This is a genomic window from Xenorhabdus poinarii G6 (genome assembly GCF_000968175.1).
Classification (GTDB): Bacteria; Pseudomonadota; Gammaproteobacteria; order Enterobacterales; family Enterobacteriaceae; genus Xenorhabdus; species Xenorhabdus poinarii.
Map to the genome: position 1 here is coordinate 3512777 of NZ_FO704551.1, position 21358 is coordinate 3534134.

Here is a 21358-nt window from a genome sequence, read left to right on the forward strand (position 1 = left end):
ACTTGAAATATTTTATCCGTATTGTATCTTCATTTAGTAAACCATCTTAAACGATATCTATTATATAAAAAACACAGTAGGGTATATATGAGACTGACACTATTAATTACCTTAATTATCTTTGTAGGATTGGAATTAAGAGTCCCAATATCATACTTACCCACAATGGCTGAAGAAGTCATTAATAGCCTGCATATAAGCACGTATTTATTCTCATTTTTAACCTCCATTTACCCATTATGTTTCTTCTTTATCTCCCCTTTAGTTCCCTGGCTGGAGAAAAAGATATCGCTGAATAAAATCATTACGTTATCAATGACAGTGAGTATTGTTGCTTACATGCTGAGATTAGAACAAAGCGTCCCCATACTTATCGCTTCAACGTTTTTATTTGGCTTTTCCATCTCATTGGGCAATATATCACTCCCTTCTTTTATAAAAAGACAGAGTGAAAATAAAATATCTTTATTATCATCTCTTTATACCGCATCACTCTATCTTGGCCCTGCATTGGCGACTTCACTGACTATTCCAATTAAAAATCATCTGAACTTATCATGGAATACCGTTCCTCTATTCTGGATGTGCATCCCTATTATTGCGCTAATCGTGATAGGGATATTCACCATGAAAGAAGACAAAAAAGAAAAAATTAAAGATGTGCTATCAATAAGGGAAATTCAGAATGATTCATCTAACCCAAAAAACATAACGCCTGTAAAAAACATTTTTTGTTATTCGATGGCGCTCTATTTTGGCATTTTATCCGGCATATTTTTTATTGTCACCGCGTGGATGCCAACCATTATTATTTCTTTTGGATTTAATCACGAAACCGCTGCCCTATACTCATCTTTATTTACTTACTCGGCCATCCCTTTCTCCATACTGACATCATATATTATCTATAAAACCAAGAAACAATGGATCTACTTTGTTTTCAGTCCTCTCATTGTCCTATTTGGTGTTGCCAACATGATCTACTGGAAAGATCATCTGCCGCTATTTTTAATTATCATGGGGATTGGCTCAGGCATTTGCACAGGTGTTGCTTTTATCACCCCACTATTAAGATTTAAGAACCCATTTAATGTGACAAAAACCAATGCAATGATGCAATCCATTGGTTATCTCATTGCATTTATATCACCCATTTTGTCATCCTTTATTTTCGAGAAGACAGCCCAATGGGATGATGTACTTTGGCTGATTTTAGCGGCCTTAGCGGTGCAAACATTAATCGGAATCCCGCTTGGGAAAAAACAGTATTTAGACAATGAATAAGGATGTAGCATGGATAAAAGAAATGTCATATATATGAAACAATTTTCATGTTACCGCTTACAAACAGAAAATTCATTCACGCCTCGCGCTGTGAGGCGTGAATAAATGCATCGTAAAAAATAACGACCATAAAATACAACTCTTCTTTTTTTACAGGAGAGTTTCATATTAATGATCTTTTCCGATTAACTGTTTCGCTTCTGCAATCGCTTGCTTCACTTGTTTTTGCGCTACGCCTCCTTTTGCCAGACGTTTGTCCAGACAAGATTGCAGAGATAAGACATCGTAAACGTCCTCAGAAATAACATGACTGAATTTTTGCAATTCAGGCAGAGAAAGTGCTTCCAATGCCCTACCTTTGTCAATGGCCATAACGACGACTTCGCCAACGATATGATGTGCTTCACGGAATGGAACCCCTTTGGCGACCAAATAATCCGCTAATTCGGTCGCATTGGCATACCCCCGTTTTGCCGCCTCTTCACAACGGGAACGTTTGACTTGAAGGCCATCCAGCACCAGTATCGCCATATGCAGACAATCCAACCAAGTATCCAGCGCATCAAACAAGCCTTCCTTATCTTCCTGCATGTCTTTATTGTAAGCGAGAGGAAGCCCTTTCAACGTCATCATCATCCCGGTTAATGCGCCCTGAACTCGCCCACATTTTCCACGGATAAGCTCCAATGCATCAGGGTTTTTCTTTTGTGGCATCAAAGAGGAGCCGGATGTTACCCGATCCGACAACTCAACAAACCCGGCTTCACCACTATTAAAGAAAATCAGATCTTCAGAAAAACGCGAAAGATGGATCATACTCATGCTCGCATCTGACAACAATTCCAGGACGTGATCACGATCAGACACACTGTCCAGACTATTCCGTGTCGCGGATGCAAAACCCAACCATGACGCGAGTTGCTCACGATCAATGTCATAAGCTGTTCCTGCCAACGCGCCACTCCCTAACGGGCTGACATTCAACCGCTTTAAGGCATCGTGTAAACGATCTTCATCACGGCTAAACATTTCCCGATAAGCCAAACACCAATGTGCAAAAGTGACAGGCTGCGCTCGCTGCAAATGGGTATAACCCGGCATGACGGCATCTTGATTATTTTCGGCGGTGAACACGAATGCTTGTTGCAACTCAACCAATGCCTTCAGGATATGGGCAACCTGATCTTTGCACCATAACTTCAAATCAGTCGCAACCTGATCATTACGGCTGCGCCCGGTATGAAGCTTCTTAGCTAAATCACCCACTTTCGTGATAAGTTGCCCTTCGACCCAACTGTGAATATCTTCTGCATCGCTTTGCAGGATAGCCTGAGGGTTGATTTGCACTTCATTCAGCAACGCATTTAACGCCAGCTCCAGCTTTTGCTGCTCTTCGGAAGTTAATACCGCCACCGTGACCAATGCTTTTGACCACGCGATTGAGCCAATAATATCCTGCTCTGCCAAGCGATAATCAAAACGCAGTGAATCATTAAATTGCCTGAACCGCTGATCGGCTGCCTGACTGAAACGCCCGCCCCAAAGTGCCATAATCTCGTTCCTATTCTCGCGATAAGTCTTGGCAATACATTTATTGCCAATCATAAATGGATACCAAAAAATTAATTTTTGTTATTCAATGCCCGGATACGTGAGGAAAGCGAATAAAGGCGAATAAACCCTTCTGCATGACGATGATCGTAAACCGCATCCTCGCCAAAAGTAGCGAATTCCTCAGAATAGAGACTATTGTCTGATTTTTTCTGCACTGCCGTCACTTGCCCTTTATAAAGTTTAAGCACGACTTCACCACTGACCCCTGCGGCTAAACTTTCGGCCGCCGCCTGGATTGATTGACGCAATGGCGCAAACCAACGCCCATCATAAACAACATAAGACATTTCCAGCCCCAGTTGTTGACGCCATTTGAAACTATCGCGATCCAGAACCAATTGTTCAATGCCACGTAATGCTTCCATCATGATGGTTCCCCCCGGCGTTTCATAACAACCACGGGATTTCATACCTACCAGCCGGTTTTCCACAATATCGATCCGGCCAATACCGTGCCGGGCGCCCAACTGATTTAATTCATACAGGCATTGGTACGGTGAAAGCGTCTGACCATTCACAGCAACTACCTCGCCACGTTCAACTGTGACCGTGACATATTCTGCTTCATTGGGCGCGGCTTCTGGCGCAACTGTCCATGCCCAACAATCTTTATTGGCGGCATTCCACGTACTTTCCAGCACGCCACCTTCGGTTGAAATGTGCCATGCATTTTCATCCCGGCTATAGATTTTTTCTCGTGTTGCCGTTGTTGGGATATGACGAACTTTCAAATAATCCAGCAACGCTTCACGGGAACGGAGATCCCATTCCCGCCAGGGCGCGACCACCTTCAAATGCGGTGCCAACGCGGTATAAGTACTTTCAAACCGTACCTGATCATTCCCCTTTCCTGTTGCCCCATGAGCGACGGCATCAGCGCCCACTTTCAGAGCCAGTTCAACTTGTGCTTTGGCAATGATTGGACGAGCCATTGACGTTCCGAGCAAATAACTGCCCTCATACAGCGCACCGGTTTTCAGTACCGGATAAACATACTCTTTGATAAACGCTTCACGCAGATCGACAACATGGCATTCAGACGCACCAGAAAGCAACGCCTTCTGCTCCACACCGTCCAGATCTTCACGGCTTTGACCAACATCAGCCACAAACGCAATCACGTCACAATTGCCATAATTTTCTTTCAACCAGGGAATAATGGCCGATGTATCCAAACCACCTGAATAGGCCAAAACGATTTTTTTGATGTTTTTTGTCATAGGGGTAACCTTTTTAATTTTATTTATCTCAGCCACAGGGCCGTTCTCTCAATCAAACCAAAATTCGGGTGCCGATCGGTATACCATTAAATAACGCAATCAACTGATCCGCCTGTCGCCAACTTGCGATATCCACGGGTTGCCCAAGTGTTTTGGCTGCCGCCAGCGCGGCATTCACTTTAACAATCATGCCATCGGTGATAATGCCTTGATCAATAAGCTGTGCTATCTTTTCTGCTGAAATTTCCGGGATTTTTTGGCCTTGCCCATCCAGAATACCGCTGACATCAGACAGCAAGATCAAATCGCCATTCAGCACTTGTGCGATAGCCGTCGCCGCATGATCCGCATTCACATTCATCAGTTCACCTTGTTCAGTAATACCAATTGAACTGATAATCGGCACATAGCCCACATCCAGCAAAATTTTCAGCAAATCAGGCTGGCCGGGTCGGGTTTTACCCGTGTGACCAAATTCTTCATCGAGTTGAGAAACCTTCACCGTTCCGCCATCCGCCAGACATAAGCCGATAACAGGCAAACGGTACTTGATTGCCCACGCCAACAATTTCTTATTGGCCGTTCCAGCTAACGTTCCGGTAATAATGTCGATTTGCTCTTTTGGCGTGATCCGCAGACCTTGTTTCTTCACAATCGGCATCTGCAATTGCTGCATCAGCTCGTCAACCAGGCAGCCCCCACCGTGTACAATCACCAGTGGACGTCTGTGTGTTTTTCGGTATAGCTGTAATAAGGTAAATAACCGTTCCAGCGCTTCTTCATTGTCTAATAACACACCACCCAATTTGATCACTAACGGCTTCATCGGATTTATCCTCTGTCAGTATTCACATCGATAGGAGTCTTCATTTATTCGGGATCCAGCCATCAGAAACTAAAGCAACGCCTGAGTTTCTTCATACCCAAAACGAATATTCATGCACTGCACTGCTTGTGCGGCGGCACCTTTCAATAAATTATCCTCAGCACCGACGACGATCAGGTGCTGCCCCTGAACGGCAAAGCCGATATCACAGAATGGCAAACCAACAACCGCTTTCAGCGAGGGAAAGCCATGACGGTATAAACGCACCAATGGCTTATCATGATACGCCTGCTGATAAACCTCTCTGATTTGTGCTTCTGTCACATCTGCTTTCAATTTACAGGTCATGGTGGCAAGAATACCGCGCGAGAAATTGCCCAAATGAGGGGTAAAAATCACCTCCGTCCCTAAATGCGTGGCGATTTCTGGTTGATGACGATGGTTAAACACCCCATAAGGCTGCAAACTCACTTCACAAAAGCTATTGGTGGTAGCGGCTTTCCGACCGACACCGCTGACACCACTGACTGCATTAATCACCGGCCAATGTTCTGTATCTAATAAATTTTGCTCAAGCAATGGCTTCAAAGAAAGTTGAGAAACCGTGGGATAACAACCGGGCACTGCAATTAATTGTGCTTGCTTGATTTTTTCTGCCTGCCACTCTGCTAATCCATAGACTGCTCGCGCCAGCCACTCCGCATTTTTATGTTTAAACCCGTAGTATTTTTCATAAAACTGTGTATTTTGTATGCGATAAGCACCCGATAAATCAAACACAATACAGCCCGCATCCAGAAAGACTGGCGCAATATCATGGCTGACTTCATGAGCCGTCGCGAGGAAGACCACATCAATTTCCTTCGCGGCCTCACTCACGTCGGTCAGTGGCTGTAAGGGCAGATCAAGAATCCCCTTATATTGTGGATGAAGTTCGGAAAAACATTTCCCCCTATCTAAGCTTTGAGAAGACACCATCAAGCTGGAAAGATAGACATGGGGATGACGTTGTAGATAGGCTGCTAACTCAGCTCCGGTATAACCACTGGCACCCACAATCAGTGCATTCAACATGGAATTTATTCACCTTATAGTATTAACCCAATAGTATTAATTTAGCCACTTTATTGAATTTATATGCAGTTAATTTGCATTAATATTGATACTATTCTGAATAAAGGCTGTCAACAGTGAAAATGAAATTACCTTCTTTTATTAAATTATATGACCAACTCATTGCTGCCCCTTCTATCAGTGCAACGGATGCTGAGCGGGATCAAAGCAATGAAATTGTTATCAACCTGCTGGCAGAATGGCTAAAGGCAATTGGCTTTGCGATTGAAATTCAGCCTGTTCCTGACACCCGGGGAAAATTCAATCTACTGGCAACATTGGGTAAGGGGTCAGGCGGTTTACTGCTATGCGGTCATACCGATACCGTGCCTTTTGATGCCGGCCGCTGGACACAAGATCCCTTCACACTGACCGAACGTGATGGTAAGTTGTATGGGCTTGGCACGGCGGACATGAAAGGCTTCTTTGCCTTTATTATTGATGCCCTGCGGGATATGGATGCCAGCAAGCTATCTCATCCCCTTTATATTCTGGCCACCGCCGATGAAGAAACATCTATGGCAGGCGCGCGTTACTTTGCTGCCAATACCCATATTCGGCCTGATTTTGCCATCATCGGCGAACCTACATCGTTACAACCTATCCGCGCCCATAAAGGGCATATCGCTCCAGCGATCCGCATTGACGGAAAATCAGGACATTCCAGCGATCCTGACCGGGGAGTCAACGCGATTGATTTGATGCACGAATCCATCACCCAACTGATAAAACTACGCCACACCTTACAAGAACGCTATCACAATCCCGCTTTTGTTATTCCTTATCCCACCATGAATTTTGGTCATATTCACGGTGGTGACGCGGCGAACCGCATTTGCGCCTGCTGCGAACTACATATGGATATTCGCCCACTTCCCGGATTGACCTTACAAGATTTGAACGGATTACTGAACGACGCACTGGCTCCCGTCAAACAGCGCTGGCCAGGTCGTCTCAACGTGACAGAACTTCATGCCCCGATACCAGGTTATGAGTGTCCCACCGACCACAAGCTAGTTGGCGTCATCGAAAAATTGTTGGGAACAAAGGCAGATACCGTCAATTACTGTACGGAAGCACCGTTTATTCAGGAATTATGTCCCACACTGGTTTTAGGGCCAGGATCGATTGAACAGGCACATCAGCCCGACGAATTTTTGGATATGGCATTTATTGAACCAACAAGAAAGCTGCTTTCACAACTTGTTGAACATTTTTGTTTAAGTGCAGACTAAACGTTATCTCCCAACACCACTCTTCTTGCAGTCGGCATTATCACCTCGGTGAGTACACCGGGGTTTTTCGCGATAAAAATTAAAATCAATGTGACCCGCATTTGAATAAAAATAATGCACCATCGATATTAAAAATTATGTTTTTCATCGCCGTATGGTCACTGAACCCAATCAGGTTTGGTGTGGTGATGTTACGTCTGTGTGGCAGTCTTTGATAATAGCTTCTTCATCTAAACCGTTTCTAAATGCAAACCATGCTCCAACATGAATTTCTTTCCTAATCACTTTGAATATTCCTCACCAAGAATAAGCCATTTCTTGATTGACTAAAAATCCGACTTCACCCATTCTGTTTTGGACATCTAAATGGATAGACATATAAACATTTAAACATCTAAAAAAACGGATAAAAATGCCGTTTGTTCATGGGGGCACAGGGTATGAGTTTTTTTCACGCTAATCAGCGAGAGGCACTGAATCAGAATTTGGCTGAACTTGAAGGACAAATTCGTGTTTCCTTTGAATTCTTTCCGCCCAGTACTGCTGAGATGGAACAAACCCTGTGGAAATCCATTGATCGTTTAAGCAAACTGAAACCTAAATTTGTTTCCGTCACCTATGGCGCTAACTCTGGCGAACGTAATCGCACACATAGCATCATCAAAGACATTAAAGAAAAAACGGGTCTTGATGCAGCGCCACACTTGACCTGCATTGATGCCAACCGTGAAGAGCTGCGCAACATTGCCCATGATTATTGGCAAAACGGCATCCGTCATATTGTGGCCTTACGGGGTGATTTACCGGTTCATTGCGGTAAACCAGAAATGTATGGTGCTGATTTAGTCGCACTTTTAAAAGCAGAAGCCGATTTTGATATTTCTGTCGCGGCTTACCCTGAAGTGCATCCTGAAGCCAAAAGTGCGCAGGCAGATCTGATTAACCTGAAACGCAAAATTGATGCCGGCGCTAATCGCGCCATTACCCAATTCTTTTTTGATGTAGAGAGTTATCTGCGCTTTCGCGATCGTTGCGTTGCAACAGGCATTGATGTGGAAATCGTGCCGGGAATTTTACCTGTCTCAAACTTCCGTCAGTTACAACGATTTGCCACCCTCACGAATGTTCGTATTCCAAATTGGATGACCAGAATGTTTGAAGGGTTGGATGATGATCCAGAAAGCCGAAACTTAGTCGGTGCGTCTATTGCAATGGACATGGTAAAAATCCTCAGCCGTGAAGGCGTGAAAGATTTTCATTTTTATACCCTGAATCGGGCAGAATTGAGTTATGCCATCTGCCATACGTTAGGGGTTCGCCCTTGTTAACTTGTTGATATAACCATAAAAAAAGCCGAGTATTCGGCTTTTTATCATTCAAACATGTTTTACGAAATGTTTTACAAAAATCAAAACTAGCCCGTGTTGCGCATTCCCGCTGCAACGCCCGCAATAGTGACCATCAGTGCTTGTTCAAGATGTGGATCAGGGCTTTCCTGCTGACGGGAACGCTGTAACAATTCAGCTTGTAGCACGTTCAACGGATCGGTATACACATTACGCAATGCGATAGATTCAGCGATCCACGGCAAATCCGCCATTAATTGCTCATCCTGTGAAATTGACAGCACCGTTTTGATATCTTTCGCAAGCTGATCACGCAATTTTGCCCCCAGAGGCCACAATTTCGGTGCCACGAGACGTTGGTCATAATATTCCGCCAGCCATAAATCGGCTTTGGCAAACACCATCTCTAACATGGCGATACGCGTATTGAAGAATGGCCAGTCACGGCACATATCCGTTAAAACCGACAAATTACCCGTATCAATCACCCGTTGCAACGCCGCGCCTGCCCCCAGCCATGCCGGAAGCATCAGGCGGTTTTGTGTCCATGCGAATATCCACGGGATCGCCCGCAAACTTTCAACGCCTCCCGTCGGGCGTCGTTTCGCCGGCCGTGAGCCCAAAGGCAATTTGGCCAATTCCTGCTCAGGGGTGGCAGCCCGAAAATAAGGCACAAATTCCGGTTGTTCACGCACATAATCACGATACATGTCACAAGAAACAGCCGACAGCGTATCCATAATCTGCCGCCATTCCGGTTTCGGCTCCGGTGGTGGCAATAAGTTAGCTTCCAGAATCGCACTGGCATACAAGGCTAAGCTACTGATCGTGACCTGTGGCAAGCCAAACTTAAAGCGGATCATTTCCCCCTGTTCTGTGACACGTAATCCCCCCTTCAGACTCCCTGGTGGTTGGGAAAGCAACGCCGCATGAGCAGGCGCACCACCACGACCAATCGTACCTCCACGGCCATGAAACAGGGTCAGCGTCACGCCCTCTTGTTCACAGACTTTGATTAACGCATCCTGCGCCCGGTATTGCGCCCACGACGCGGCCATCACCCCCGCATCTTTAGCGGAATCCGAGTAACCAATCATCACCATCTGTTTATCTTTTATCAGATTGCGATACCACGCGATCCCCAACAATTGCCGAATCACACTCTCGGCGTTGTTAAGGTCTTCAAGGGTTTCGAATAAGGGTGCAACGGGCAATGACAGCGAGCATCCCGCTTCTTTCAACAACAATTTCACGGCCAAAACATCAGAAGGGACTTTCGCCATGGAAATAACATAAGCGGCAATCGCATCTTGTGGTGATTCAGCTATCACCTTGCAGGTATCGAAAATCTCCTGTGTTTCTGCACTTGGCTGCCAGTCACACGGGGTTAAAGGCCGCTTTGACTGCAATTCACGCAGCAGAAATGTTTGTTTTTCAGCTTCCGGCCAGCTCGCATAATCGCCCATTTCCAGATATTGCGTCAGTTCAGCTATCGCTTCGGTATGGCGGGTACTTTCCTGACGGATATCAATTCGCACCAAAGATAAACCAAAGCAACGAATACGACGCAAAGTATCCAGCAATTGCCCATTTGCAATAATTTCCATGCCACACGCTTTCAGGGATTGATAGCAAGCATACAATGGTTGCCACAACTGTTCGTTATGCAGCAATAAGTCCGTGGGTGGCAGCGCTTGCTCACCTTTCAGACGTTTTTCCAGGTAAGCCAGCGTGTGACCTAATTGCGTTCGCAGTTGTTTAGCAATTTCACGGTAAGGCTCTAACACATGCTCGCCCCCTGCCATCTGACGAAGTTCAGGTGTACATACCGACATGGAGAGTTCAGAAACTAAAATCTGGATATCTTTCAGAAACAGATCCGCCGCCTTCCAACGACTGAGCAGCAAGGCATGGCGAGTCATTTCAGCCGTCACGTTAGGATTACCATCACGATCTCCTCCCATCCAAGAGGTGAAACGGACAGGTACCGCTTCTACCGGCAGGCTGTAGCCAATGGATTGTTCCAGTTGTTCATTGAATTCACTCAGAAAGGCGGGGACACCCTCCCACAAACTGTTTTCTACCACGGCAAATCCCCATTTTGCTTCGTCAATGGGCGTCGGGCGGATCTTACGTATCTCATCGGTATGCCATGATTGAGCAATCAACTGGCGCAACCGACGCATAATGTTATTGCGTTCGTAGTCCGCCAGGTCATCATGATCAAGCTGTGCCAGGCAGCCATTCACTTCAACTAATTTATGAATCAAGGTACGGCGGGCAATTTCTGTCGGATGTGCAGTCAGAACCAATTCAATCGCCAGTTCATTGACCGCATTGACCAATTCATCATGATTGAACTGTTTTTCTTTGAGTCGGTTGAACAACGTTGCCAATGCCACCGGATTGCTTGCCGCCTCACCGTGTGGCGAAATGCTGTGATATTGTTCAGCAACGTTAGTCAGATTTAAAAACTGGTTAAACGCGCGGGCAACAGGCAGTAACTCATCATTAGATAAATTTTCCAGTGTCGATAAAAGCTGCTGACGGTGTTCTCCATTGCCAGCACGGGAGGATTTGGATAACTTCCTGATGGTTTCCACTTTATCAAGAATATCATCTCCCAAAGCTTCTTTAATTGTATCGCCCAATAACTTACCGAGCATACTGACATTACTTCGCATTGCAGAATATTGTTGATTCATATAATCCCTGACCTTGTGTTGCTGTATGTCACCTATTTTCACCAGCAAGCTGGCTCAATTCGCATTTACCCGATATCTGTCCGAATGTGTTATGTCTTACTGTCGCGGTTTTATGCCTTTCTGTCGACCATGTTCTGCTGTCGGGTTAAAAATCCGACGAGGGAAAGCGGGGCTACAGCAGTTGCGACAGACGATTTAAATCTGATTGGATCGCCCCCGCCGTGACATCCCGCCCGGCGCCTGGCCCACGGATCACTAATGGATTATCACGATACCAGCGGCTTTCTATCGCAAAAACATTATCGGCTGGCAACAGTGAGGCCAATGGATGATCACCACGCACGGCTTCCACACCAACTTTTGCCTTACCGCTGGTATCAAAACGCGCAACATACCGTAGTACCAGCCCCATTTCCCGGGCGGCTTCTAACCGTTGCAACATCTGTGCATTAATGGCTGCACTGTTTTCAAAGAATTCATCAATAGAGCCCACCCGAGCTTCTTGCGGCACTAACGATTCAACACGAACCTGATCAGGCTCGATCTCATAACCGGCTTCCCGCGCCAGGATCACCAACTTACGCATGACATCCTGACCAGAAAGATCAATGCGCGGATCAGGTTCCGTTAACCCCTGCTGCCATGCTTGTTCCACTAATTCACTGAAAGGCACTGAACCATCAAACTGCAAGAATAGCCAGGATAATGTGCCGGAAAATACCCCACTGATGGAGAGGATAGTATCCCCACTTTCCCGCAAATCCCTGACGGAATAGTTAATTGGCAGCCCCGCACCAACCGTCGCGTTATATAACCAGTGGCGGCCTGTTTTGGCAAACGCATCGCGGATCATACGATAAGTGTTGCTGTCGGAAGAACCAACAATCTTGTTAGCGCTGATAACATGGAAGCCATAACTGGCAAAATAGCTATATTCTGAGGCCAATTCTTCACTTGCCGTGACATCCAATACCACCAAATCGTCATAAGGATGTGCCCGCATCCATAAAAACAGCGCATCCTCATCATGTACAGTTGCTTCATCATCAAAAAATGCCATCGCCCGACTGGCGTCAATACCCTGATAATTCAGCAAACTCCGGCGGCTATCAACAACCCCCGCCAGAATAAATTCAAAACCACTGCGCGCAGAAATATTTTTCTGTTCACGGGCAAACAGCTCCAGCCAACGAGAACCAATATTGCCTTTGCCAAACAGCACTAAACCAATCCGTTTTTCAGCCCGGAACAGGCTTTGATGGAGTCCCTGAATCAGATGAGACGTTTGATTCGAACGCAGCACAGCAACCAGGCTGATACCGTCTTCCGCATGCCAGATAAATTCAACCGGCTGATCCTTTAATTGTTGATAAAAACGGTGGCTATGCAGCGGGTTTTTACATACTCCCGCGCCGACCAACGCCACCAGCGCCAAGCCTTCCCGCAAAGAAAGTTTGCAGGGGAAAGAGGCATCCTGCAAAACATCGAGGGCGCTATTGACAACTTCAGAGGTATAGCAAAGCTGGATCAGGTTGCAATCGGTATGCAACCCGGTCGCCAATGGCCGGATTTGAGTTCGCTTCAACAAAGAATCAATGTCTTTGTGGATTTGTTTGAAATCGTGGGCTGAAGAAACATGCAATTCAATCAGACAGACATCATCATGACTGGTCACGATTTTTGCGCCGGTTCCCGTTGCCAGTACCCGTTCAATACGGGTAGAACCTTGTTCTGGCTGGTAACTACAACGCAGTTGCAGATCAATATCGCTGGTGGAAACCGGCTGCAATGTACGGGTATGGAGCACCGGGGCAGCTAAACGCGCCAGTTCACTGGCTTCATCCAAACGCAGTAACGGTAGCAGGCAGGCATCCTTAACTTTGCGCGGATCAGCGCTGTAAACCCCCGCGACATCACTCCAGATGGTGACCTTTTTAGCCCCAGCCAACGCTCCCACCTGTGTCGCAGAATAATCACTGCCATTGCGTCCCAACAAGACCGTTTCACCATTTTGGGTGCTGGAAATAAAACCGGTTACTACTAATCGCTTATCAGGATGTTGGATCAATAACGAGTTAAGCAGCGGTTGTGACAATCCGACATCAACTTGCGGCTGAGCAACCCGCTCGGCTCTGAGGAATTGACGCGCATCCAGCCATGTACTAGGAATTCCCTGATTTTCAAGCACGGCAGCCATCAAACGGGCAGACCAAATTTCCCCATGCCCCACGACTTCGGCGTATGTGATGTCCGTGATGGGTTTATCCAGTAATGTACTCAATCTTTCCAGATCAGCGATAAACAGGGAACTCAGTTCTTCAGCAACTGTGTCAGGCAGCAAACCACGGATCAATTCTTGCTGGTAACGCCGCAGAGATTGCTGTACCTGATGCGCGGATATTCGGTCACTCTGACTCAGTTTAAGCCAGTCAATAAGCTGGTTCGTGGTACTCCCTGCGGCTGACACGACCATCAAATCACCCGGCTTGCTGTAGTTCACCATAATTTCAGCGACCCGCTGATAACATTTCACATCAGCCAAGCTACTACCACCAAATTTATGCAACTGACGGCCAGATTCCGCCCCCGCTGTTGTCAGTGTACTCATGATTACCTCGTTGCCGCTGCCTGAAACGCATTATCCAGATCAGCAATTAAATCCTGACTATCTTCAATTCCTACAGAGACACGAAGAAGCAAATCCGTTATCCCTGCCTGAGCCCTTGCTTCTGCCGACATGCCCGCGTGTGTCATTGTTGCGGTATGAGAAATCAACGATTCCACCCCACCGAGAGATTCAGCCAAAGTCAATAATTTTAACGCAGATAAAAAACGACGCATGGTCTGTTCATCACCATCCAATTCGAAACTGAGCATTGCCCCGAAACCTTGCTGTTGCTTAACGGCAATTTCATGCCCCGGGTGAGTTTTCAATCCAGGATAAAACAGTTTTTTCACCTGAGGCTGTTGTTGCAGATAATCCACAATGGCAACCGCATTGTTTTGCTGGAGTAACACGCGAGCAGATAATGTACGAATGCCACGCAATAGCAGATAGCTGTCAAACGCCGCAGCCGTCACGCCGATATTGTTTGCCCACCAGGCCACCTCTTCCGCAATAGAGGATTCCTTAGCGATAATGGCCCCTGCAATCAGATCAGAATGTCCATTCAAGTATTTTGTGCAGGAATGAACAACTAAATCAGCCCCTAAATCTAATGGTTTTTGCAAAACAGGACTTAAAAACGTGTTATCAACAACGACCAATGCCCCGACGTCATGCGCCAAACCACAAATATATTGAATATCCACGATCCGTAACAAGGGATTACTTGGTGTCTCAATCAATACCAGCTTGGGCTTTTTGGCTAATGCCTGTTTTAACGCCTGTTCATCGGATTGATCAACAAAAATCACCTTGTATGCACCGCGCTTGCTCTGACTGTCAAAAAGACGATAACTACCGCCATAACAGTCATGGGGAGCTACTAAGCAATCCCCCGGTTTCAGAAACACACTACAAAGCAGATGAATAGCAGACATACCACTGCTGGTCATCACTGCACCCACGCCCCCTTCCAGCTCTGCCAAAACCTGTTGGACAACATCACGACCAGGATTGCCACGGCGGGAGTAATCATGAGGTCTTGGCTCATTAAAACCGGTAAAGTTATAGGTACTGGAAAGATAGATAGGTGGCACAACACAGCCATATTGTTCATCAATATTTGCACCACTGTGCACCGCAATTGTCGCTTGCTTACATCCCATACCCTTTCCCCGCCATCGTTATTATTGGTGACATGCAAGAATAACGATTGGATATATAGACGTCAACACATCTAGACATCTAAAATGTTTTGCGCTTTAATATCCCAATTCAATAAGTACCATTACACTTTATATGTCTTCTGGTTATATTTTATAAATTAGTGCCAGTGGGGCGATATAGTCGATGGGTGAATTATGCTAGACTAACGCATTATCGACATGAAAATAGGTCAGAAATTTTCGCCAATTCCTGATCTCAATTACTTGATTTAGAATATTTAAGGTATCTCATGGCTGAGTGGAATGGTGAGTATGTCAGCCCTTATGCTGAACATGGCAAAAAAAGTGAACAAGTCAAAAAGATTACGGTTTCAATACCGCTGAAGGTGTTGAAAATACTGACTGATGAACGTACCCGCCGTCAGGTGAATAATCTGCGTCATGCAACAAACAGCGAGTTACTGTGTGAAGCTTTTCTCCATGCGTTCACTGGACAGCCTCTGCCTGATGATGACGATCTGCGCAAAGAGCGCTATGACGAAATCCCGGAAGCAGCCAAAATCATGATGCGCGAACTCGGTATTGATCCTGACACATGGGAATATTGATAACAAAAACGCCCGATGTTTTGCATCGGGCGTTTTTGTTCAACTGTCTTTACTTCAACTATCCCGCCTGTATTAATCACAGACAAGAAGAAGTCATTACTTCTTAGTACCTGGAACGCTGAAACGTTTGTTGAAGCGATCAACACGACCACCAGTTGCAACATCACGCTGTTTACCAGTGTAGAATGGGTGACATGCACCGCAAACGTCCAGGTTCAGATTGTGACTTACAGTAGAGTTGATTTTGATGATATTACCGCAAGAGCAAGATGCCGTAATTTCTTCGTATTTAGGATGGATACCTTGTTTCATGGAAAACCTCTGTTCAGGCCGTGTCGCTATCCAGCCTTGTTATCGCCAGACACCACACGTCGTGTTGATGAAAATAATTCTCGGGAATTTCTTTCTATACCAAAGGCGGCGGATCATACAGAATATCGGTTTATTGCGCAATGAAATCTGCTGATTTGCTATGATACCTTTATCGTTATCTGTTTTTTCTATGCCCTTTTATCGGGTCATTCATTATCCGGAAATCGCCTTATGACAGTTGTCCAGGTTGCGTTGCCTGTCCCTCTAACCCGTTCATTCGATTATCTATTACCACCAGCATTCTCGCTGCCAGCTATCGGTGTCCGCGTCTGCGTCCCTTTTGGTAAACGAAATGCAATCGGTATTGTCACGGCTATCACTGATAACAGCCAGCTCCCTTCTGAGCAACTCAAGTCTATTACCACCATTCTTGATGTCCAGCCCCTGTTCCCCAATGATCTCTGGCAACTGCTTCAATGGGCAGCCAGCTATTATCACTATCCGTTGGGCGAAGTGCTGTTCCATGCCCTCCCGGTCTTGCTACGACAGGGAAAACCGGCAGAATTTTCACCACTCTGGCAGTGGCATGTCACCGAGGCAGGCCGTGAACTCCCGCTCGAACAACTCAAGCGCGTCACTAAACAGCAAAAAGCATTGGCCACTTTGCGTCAGCAACCTATTTATCGTCATCAGGTTTCTGAACGGGAGTTAAGCGAAAGCGCACTACAATCACTGAAAAAAAAATCACTCATTACCCTTCATCCCGTCCAGCCAGAAGCGGAAAACTGGCATACGCATTTTACAACCCTCGGTGATAGGTTAAAACTCAATGCAGAGCAAGCAACTGCGGTAGGTGCTATTCGTGCAGAAGATCAGATTTTTTCTCCGTGGCTACTGGCCGGTATCACCGGGTCGGGTAAAACGGAAGTGTACCTCAGTGTACTGGAGAACATTCTTGCACAAGGTAAGCAAGCGCTGATTTTAGTCCCCGAAATTAGCTTAACACCACAAACTATCCGCCGATTCCGCGAACGTTTTAACGCTCCCATTGATGTTCTGCATTCAGCCCTGAACGATAGCGAACGGTTGACGGTTTGGCTGAGGGCAAAAAGGGGGGAAAATGCCATCGTTATCGGTACGCGTTCCGCTTTGTTTACCCCCTTTGCTCATCTGGGCGTTATTATTATCGATGAAGAACACGATAATTCTTATAAACAACAAGAAGGCTGGCGTTATCATGCCCGTGATCTGGCGGTATTCCGGGCTAAGCAAGAGGGAATTCCCATTATTATGGGTACAGCAACCCCCGCACTGGAAACGCTATATAATGTCAAACAGGGGAAATATCGCCAACTTACCTTGACCCAACGAGCCGGCCCTGCCCAACCAGCCACTCAGCATTTATTGGATCTCAAAGGGCTGCCATTAACAGTTGGATTATCACGACCCCTGATCAATCGCATCAGTGAACACCTCAAGGCGGACAACCAAGTCATCCTGTTTCTGAACCGTCGTGGTTATTCCCCTGCCCTGCTTTGCCATGAATGTGGCTGGATAGCCGAATGCCCACGTTGCGATCACTATTACACTCTGCATCAAAACTATCGCCACCTACGCTGCCACCACTGCGACAGCCAGCGTCCGATCCCTCGACAGTGCCCGCAATGCGGCTCCACCCACTTAATTCCCGTTGGCCTGGGTACTGAGCAACTTGAAGATGGCATGACAAAACTGTTCCCCAATACGCCGATTACCCGCATTGACCGTGACACCACCAGCCGCAAGGGAGCGCTGGAACAACAACTGGCCGAAGTGCATCAAGGTGGCGCACGTATTTTAATTGGCACGCAAATGTTAGCAAAAGGCCATCATTTTCCCGATGTGACACTGGTCGCTTTACTGGATGTCGATGGTGCTCTGTTTTCTGCTGATTTCCGGGCGGCAGAACGTTTTGCCCAGCTATATACTCAGGTCTCCGGCCGGGCGGGACGAGCCGGAAAACGAGGCGAGGTCGTCCTTCAGACTCACCATCCTGAGCACCCGATTTTGCAAATCTTGCTGGAAAAAGGCTACGATGCGTTTGCACAACAGGCGATGGAAGAGCGTCAACAAGTTCATCTACCACCTTTTGCCAGCCATATATTGCTTCGTTCCGAAGATCACGACAATCAACAAGCTCCCGCCTTTTTACAACAAATGCGTCAACTGTTTGAGCTTCATCCACAGCACGATGATCATTTATGGATCATGGGACCCGTCCCCGCATTACAGGCTAAACGGGGAGGCCGTTATCGCTGGCAATTGTTGATTCAACATCCTTCCCGCATTTTCCTACAAAAAATGATGAGCAGGATCTATCCACAAATCACTGCGCTGCCACTGGCACGCAAAGTGAAATGGAACATTGATGTCGATCCGACGGAAAATTGATAATAAAAAATCATCAATTAAGGACATCAACAGCACATGGTATCTCGTCGCCAGACGCCACCATTCAACTGAATATCGGTCAAAAAGAGAGACGATTATGTCTGTCATTTGCGAAGTCTCTCTAAAAAATGATTCATATCACACTTTTTATGTCAACAAAGTCACGGATGGCGCGGTAAATCCGTTTAAAATAAAATGATGAATATGACTGTAGAAAGCAATCCGCCAGCGCTCCCTTCTCAGGAATGACTGGCATTTTTTTGGCAGCCAGATAGCAATCTTTTCGCTACCGCTGGAGAGTTAAGGAGTGAACGATGGAAAAAAAGAATTGCGCGTTGGCAACCATGAAAGATGTTGCCAAAGTGGCTGGCGTTTCTACCGCAACTGTATCAAGAGCACTCATGAATCCTGACAAGGTTTCTACCCGCACACGCCAGAAAGTTGAAAATGCCGTATTGGAAGTGGGTTATTATCCTCACCATCTCACCAAAAATTTACGCCGCAACGAATCCAGAACAATTCTGGTTATCGTGCCCGATATCAGTGATCCTTTCTTTACTGAAGTCATTCGGGGTATTGAAGAAACCGCCGTAGATTATGGTTATTTGGTACTGATTGGCGATTGCAGATATCAGCAGCAAGAACATGCTTTTATCAATCTTCTGATCACCAAACGCATTGATGGTATGGTGTTGCTTGGTTCCAACATTCCTTTTGATATTTCCAAAGAAGAGCAAAAAAATCTGCCACCGATGGTGATGGCCAACGAATTCGCCCCCGGACTGGAACTCCCCACTGTTCATATTGACAACCTGACCGCCGCCTTTAATGCAACCCATCATTTGCAAAAACTGGGGCATCAACGCATCGCCTGTGTTACCGGACCGAAAACCATGCCACTGTGTCACTATCGCTTACAGGGTTACATTCAGGCATTGCGGCGCACCGGGGAAACAATCCATGAAGAATACATTGTGCGCGGCGATTTCACCTATGAAAGTGGCGCGGCATTGGCAGAAACCTTGCTGACTCTGCCTCAACCACCAAGTGCTATTTTCTGTCATAGCGATGTCATGGCAATGGGCGTCATGTGGCAAGCTAAAAAAATGGGATTAAAATTACCCGAAGATCTCTCTGTTGTCGGTTTCGATAATTTAAACTTGGCTCAATACTGTGAACCCGCCCTGACCACAGTGAGACAGCCACGTTATGAAATTGGACATCACGCGATGCTATTATTGCTTGAGCAGCTTCAGGGACGTTTTGTTTCTCAGGACTCACGCTTATTGGAGGCAGAATTGATCATTCGTGCAAGTACTTGCCCGCCTAAAAGCTAGGCAAATAACGCCAGCTTAAGTAACATTAGTTATCTATTCCTTTTATTTTAAATAACTCAGCGAATTAAACAGTGGCACAACGAGATTATGTAAGCCGTGGGCGTAACGCCCCCCGCCGGAAAAGTACTGGTAAGAAAGCAAAGCAGGCTCAAGGATTATCTAAAACGACATTAGCCATTGCCGTGGTTTTGGTAGTCATCTTTATGGGTGGGCTTTATTTCATCGTACATCATCAGAAAGAAGAAAATGTACAGAATACCCCACAGCCCCATCATAAGATCAAGGAAAATAGCCTGCCACCAAAACCAGAAGAGCGCTGGAGCTATATTAAGGAATTGGAAAATCGGCCTGTTAACACACCGCCAATTCAGGAACCCGATACCACATTCAACCAACAAAACCGGCCTCACCCATTAACACCGGAGCAGAAACAGTTACTGGAACAAATCCAAGCCGATATGCACCAGCCACCGATTTCACTGAAAGAAGTGCCTTACAATAGTGAGCCAGTTCCACGTTCACATGTCCTGGTCAATCCACCGACATCGCAATATGAATATTCCCAACAACAGGCAGAACAGCGCTTGTCAGAGGAAAAAAGTTCAGCGTCTTCTTCCCTGAACACCAGTGAAACGAGCAAACCAAAATCTGAAACAACCGGTTCAAAATGGATACTACAATGCGGTTCTTTCCGGGCAATCGCACCGGCGGAATCTGTCCGTGCCAGCCTTGCATTTGCAGGCATTGAGAGTCAGATTACGACGAAAGATAATTGGAACCGTGTTGTGCTTGGCCCCTATAAAAATAAGGCCAGTGCTGAAAAAATGCGTGAGCGCGTCGCAAATGCAGGTATCCCCAATTGTATTCTCCGCCCGCTAGGGGGTTGAAAAAGCTGAAAGCTCCCCCATCTAGATCTCTAATAACATACATATGGTGCTTTTATCAGCATTGTGCAAGCAATGGTGAGATAACAAATTCACGCTCCGTGTGTACCCTTTTCTATTTTGTAACCAGGGGCTAACTCGTGACTACAATCGTAAGTGTTCGCCGTAATGGCACAGTCGTCATCGGTGGTGATGGACAGGCAACAATGGGCCATACCGTTATGAAAGGCAATGTCCGCAAAGTACGCCGCCTTTACAATGACAAAGTCATCGCAGGTTTTGCCGGCGGTACGGCTGATGCTTTCACACTGTTCGAGCTGTTTGAACGAAAACTTGAAATGCATCAGGGGCATCTGACCAAAGCAGCCGTGGAACTCGCCAAAGATTGGCGAACAGATCGCATGCTGCGCAAACTGGAAGCCCTGCTTGCAGTCGCAGATGAAAACGCGTCTCTGATTATTACGGGTAACGGTGATGTGATTCAGCCAGAAAATGACCTTATTGCGATTGGTTCCGGTGGATCATACGCACAGGCGGCGGCTCGCGCGATGTTAGAAACAACCGAACTCAGTGCCAGAGAAATTGCAGAACGCGCTCTGACTATCGCTGGCGATATCTGCATCTACACCAACCATAATCACAACTTCGAAGAACTGCCTTCGAAATCGTAAGG

General features: G+C 46.3%; 16 protein-coding genes. 8 read left to right on the forward strand and 8 right to left on the reverse strand.

Features of this window, described 5'->3' with window-relative positions:
• Window positions 1–87 precede the first annotated feature (87 nt).
• Entirely contained in the window at window positions 88–1284 is a 1197-nt protein-coding gene (locus tag XPG1_RS16230) for an MFS transporter (RefSeq protein WP_084717330.1), read from the forward strand.
• A gap of 168 nt (window positions 1285–1452) precedes the next feature.
• Here the strand turns inward: XPG1_RS16230 and argH are convergent, their stop codons facing one another.
• The 4 genes from argH to argC form a co-directional block, all read right to left on the reverse strand.
• A complete protein-coding gene (gene argH / locus XPG1_RS16235; protein WP_045960162.1) occupies window positions 1453–2835 on the reverse strand; it encodes an argininosuccinate lyase in 1383 nt (460 codons plus the stop codon).
• A 71-nt stretch (window positions 2836–2906) separates the two neighbouring features.
• Window positions 2907–4118 (reverse strand): argininosuccinate synthase, encoded by a 1212-nt coding sequence (locus XPG1_RS16240; RefSeq protein ID WP_045960163.1) that lies wholly within the window; start codon window positions 4116–4118, stop codon window positions 2907–2909.
• A gap of 52 nt (window positions 4119–4170) precedes the next feature.
• Entirely contained in the window at window positions 4171–4944 is a 774-nt protein-coding gene (argB, locus tag XPG1_RS16245) for an acetylglutamate kinase (RefSeq protein ID WP_045960164.1), read from the reverse strand.
• Window positions 4945–5013: 69 nt separating this feature from the next.
• Complete coding sequence (argC, locus tag XPG1_RS16250; protein WP_045960165.1) at window positions 5014–6018, reverse strand: N-acetyl-gamma-glutamyl-phosphate reductase; 1005 nt, start codon at window positions 6016–6018, stop codon at window positions 5014–5016.
• Between the two features lie 116 nt (window positions 6019–6134).
• On the opposite strand from argC, the gene argE reads away from it, so the two are divergent.
• Both argE and metF read left to right on the forward strand, forming a co-directional pair.
• A complete protein-coding gene (gene argE / locus XPG1_RS16255; RefSeq protein ID WP_045960166.1) occupies window positions 6135–7292 on the forward strand; it encodes an acetylornithine deacetylase in 1158 nt (385 codons plus the stop codon).
• Between the two features lie 440 nt (window positions 7293–7732).
• Window positions 7733–8620, forward strand: coding sequence for a methylenetetrahydrofolate reductase (gene metF, locus XPG1_RS16260; RefSeq protein ID WP_045960167.1), 888 nt, complete (start codon window positions 7733–7735; stop codon window positions 8618–8620).
• 86 nt (window positions 8621–8706) lie between these two features.
• Here the strand turns inward: metF and ppc are convergent, their stop codons facing one another.
• The 3 genes from ppc to metB all read right to left on the reverse strand — a co-directional run bounded on the left by ppc (window position 8707) and on the right by metB (window position 15114).
• Window positions 8707–11343 (reverse strand): phosphoenolpyruvate carboxylase, encoded by a 2637-nt coding sequence (ppc, locus tag XPG1_RS16265; RefSeq protein WP_045960168.1) that lies wholly within the window; start codon window positions 11341–11343, stop codon window positions 8707–8709.
• 172 nt (window positions 11344–11515) lie between these two features.
• Window positions 11516–13951, reverse strand: a complete 2436-nt coding sequence (locus XPG1_RS16270) for a bifunctional aspartate kinase/homoserine dehydrogenase II (protein ID WP_045960169.1) — start codon at window positions 13949–13951, stop codon at window positions 11516–11518.
• A gap of 2 nt (window positions 13952–13953) precedes the next feature.
• Window positions 13954–15114 carry a cystathionine gamma-synthase gene (metB, locus tag XPG1_RS16275; RefSeq protein ID WP_045960170.1) on the reverse strand — a complete coding sequence of 387 codons (1161 nt, stop codon included), beginning with the start codon at window positions 15112–15114 and terminating at the stop codon, window positions 13954–13956.
• Window positions 15115–15404: 290 nt separating this feature from the next.
• Between metB and metJ the strand changes: the two genes are divergently transcribed.
• Window positions 15405–15722, forward strand: coding sequence for a met regulon transcriptional regulator MetJ (metJ, locus tag XPG1_RS16280; RefSeq protein ID WP_045960171.1), 318 nt, complete (start codon window positions 15405–15407; stop codon window positions 15720–15722).
• Window positions 15723–15818: 96 nt separating this feature from the next.
• Here metJ and rpmE read toward each other — a convergent pair whose 3' ends face one another.
• Window positions 15819–16034, reverse strand: a complete 216-nt coding sequence (rpmE, locus tag XPG1_RS16285) for a 50S ribosomal protein L31 (RefSeq protein WP_045960172.1) — start codon at window positions 16032–16034, stop codon at window positions 15819–15821.
• Window positions 16035–16265: 231 nt separating this feature from the next.
• On the opposite strand from rpmE, the gene priA reads away from it, so the two are divergent.
• The 4 genes from priA to hslV all read left to right on the forward strand — a co-directional run bounded on the left by priA (window position 16266) and on the right by hslV (window position 21356).
• Window positions 16266–18464, forward strand: coding sequence for a primosomal protein N' (priA, locus tag XPG1_RS16290; RefSeq protein WP_045960173.1), 2199 nt, complete (start codon window positions 16266–16268; stop codon window positions 18462–18464).
• 314 nt (window positions 18465–18778) lie between these two features.
• A complete protein-coding gene (cytR, locus tag XPG1_RS16295) occupies window positions 18779–19801 on the forward strand; it encodes a DNA-binding transcriptional regulator CytR (protein ID WP_045960174.1) in 1023 nt (340 codons plus the stop codon).
• Window positions 19802–19872: 71 nt separating this feature from the next.
• On the forward strand, window positions 19873–20688 hold the full coding sequence (gene ftsN, locus XPG1_RS16300) for a cell division protein FtsN (protein WP_045960175.1): 816 nt from the start codon (window positions 19873–19875) through the stop codon (window positions 20686–20688).
• Window positions 20689–20825: 137 nt separating this feature from the next.
• Window positions 20826–21356, forward strand: a complete 531-nt coding sequence (gene hslV / locus XPG1_RS16305; protein ID WP_045960176.1) for an ATP-dependent protease subunit HslV — start codon at window positions 20826–20828, stop codon at window positions 21354–21356.
• The last annotated feature ends 2 nt before the right edge of the window (window positions 21357–21358 follow it).

What these genes read in the sequence shown, in the direction of transcription:
- XPG1_RS16230 (WP_084717330.1), top strand. Translation starts at nt 88, where the DNA reads ATGAGACTGACACTATTAATTACCTTAATTATCTTTGTAGGATTGGAA.
- argH (WP_045960162.1), bottom strand. Translation starts at nt 2,835, where the DNA reads ATGGCACTTTGGGGCGGGCGTTTCAGTCAGGCAGCCGATCAGCGGTTC.
- XPG1_RS16240 (WP_045960163.1), bottom strand. Translation starts at nt 4,118, where the DNA reads ATGACAAAAAACATCAAAAAAATCGTTTTGGCCTATTCAGGTGGTTTG.
- argB (WP_045960164.1), bottom strand. Translation starts at nt 4,944, where the DNA reads ATGAAGCCGTTAGTGATCAAATTGGGTGGTGTGTTATTAGACAATGAA.
- argC (WP_045960165.1), bottom strand. Translation starts at nt 6,018, where the DNA reads ATGTTGAATGCACTGATTGTGGGTGCCAGTGGTTATACCGGAGCTGAG.
- metF (WP_045960167.1), top strand. Translation starts at nt 7,733, where the DNA reads ATGAGTTTTTTTCACGCTAATCAGCGAGAGGCACTGAATCAGAATTTG.
- ppc (WP_045960168.1), bottom strand. Translation starts at nt 11,343, where the DNA reads ATGAATCAACAATATTCTGCAATGCGAAGTAATGTCAGTATGCTCGGT.
- XPG1_RS16270 (WP_045960169.1), bottom strand. Translation starts at nt 13,951, where the DNA reads ATGAGTACACTGACAACAGCGGGGGCGGAATCTGGCCGTCAGTTGCAT.
- metB (WP_045960170.1), bottom strand. Translation starts at nt 15,114, where the DNA reads ATGGGATGTAAGCAAGCGACAATTGCGGTGCACAGTGGTGCAAATATT.
- metJ (WP_045960171.1), top strand. Translation starts at nt 15,405, where the DNA reads ATGGCTGAGTGGAATGGTGAGTATGTCAGCCCTTATGCTGAACATGGC.
- rpmE (WP_045960172.1), bottom strand. Translation starts at nt 16,034, where the DNA reads ATGAAACAAGGTATCCATCCTAAATACGAAGAAATTACGGCATCTTGC.
- priA (WP_045960173.1), top strand. Translation starts at nt 16,266, where the DNA reads ATGACAGTTGTCCAGGTTGCGTTGCCTGTCCCTCTAACCCGTTCATTC.
- cytR (WP_045960174.1), top strand. Translation starts at nt 18,779, where the DNA reads ATGGAAAAAAAGAATTGCGCGTTGGCAACCATGAAAGATGTTGCCAAA.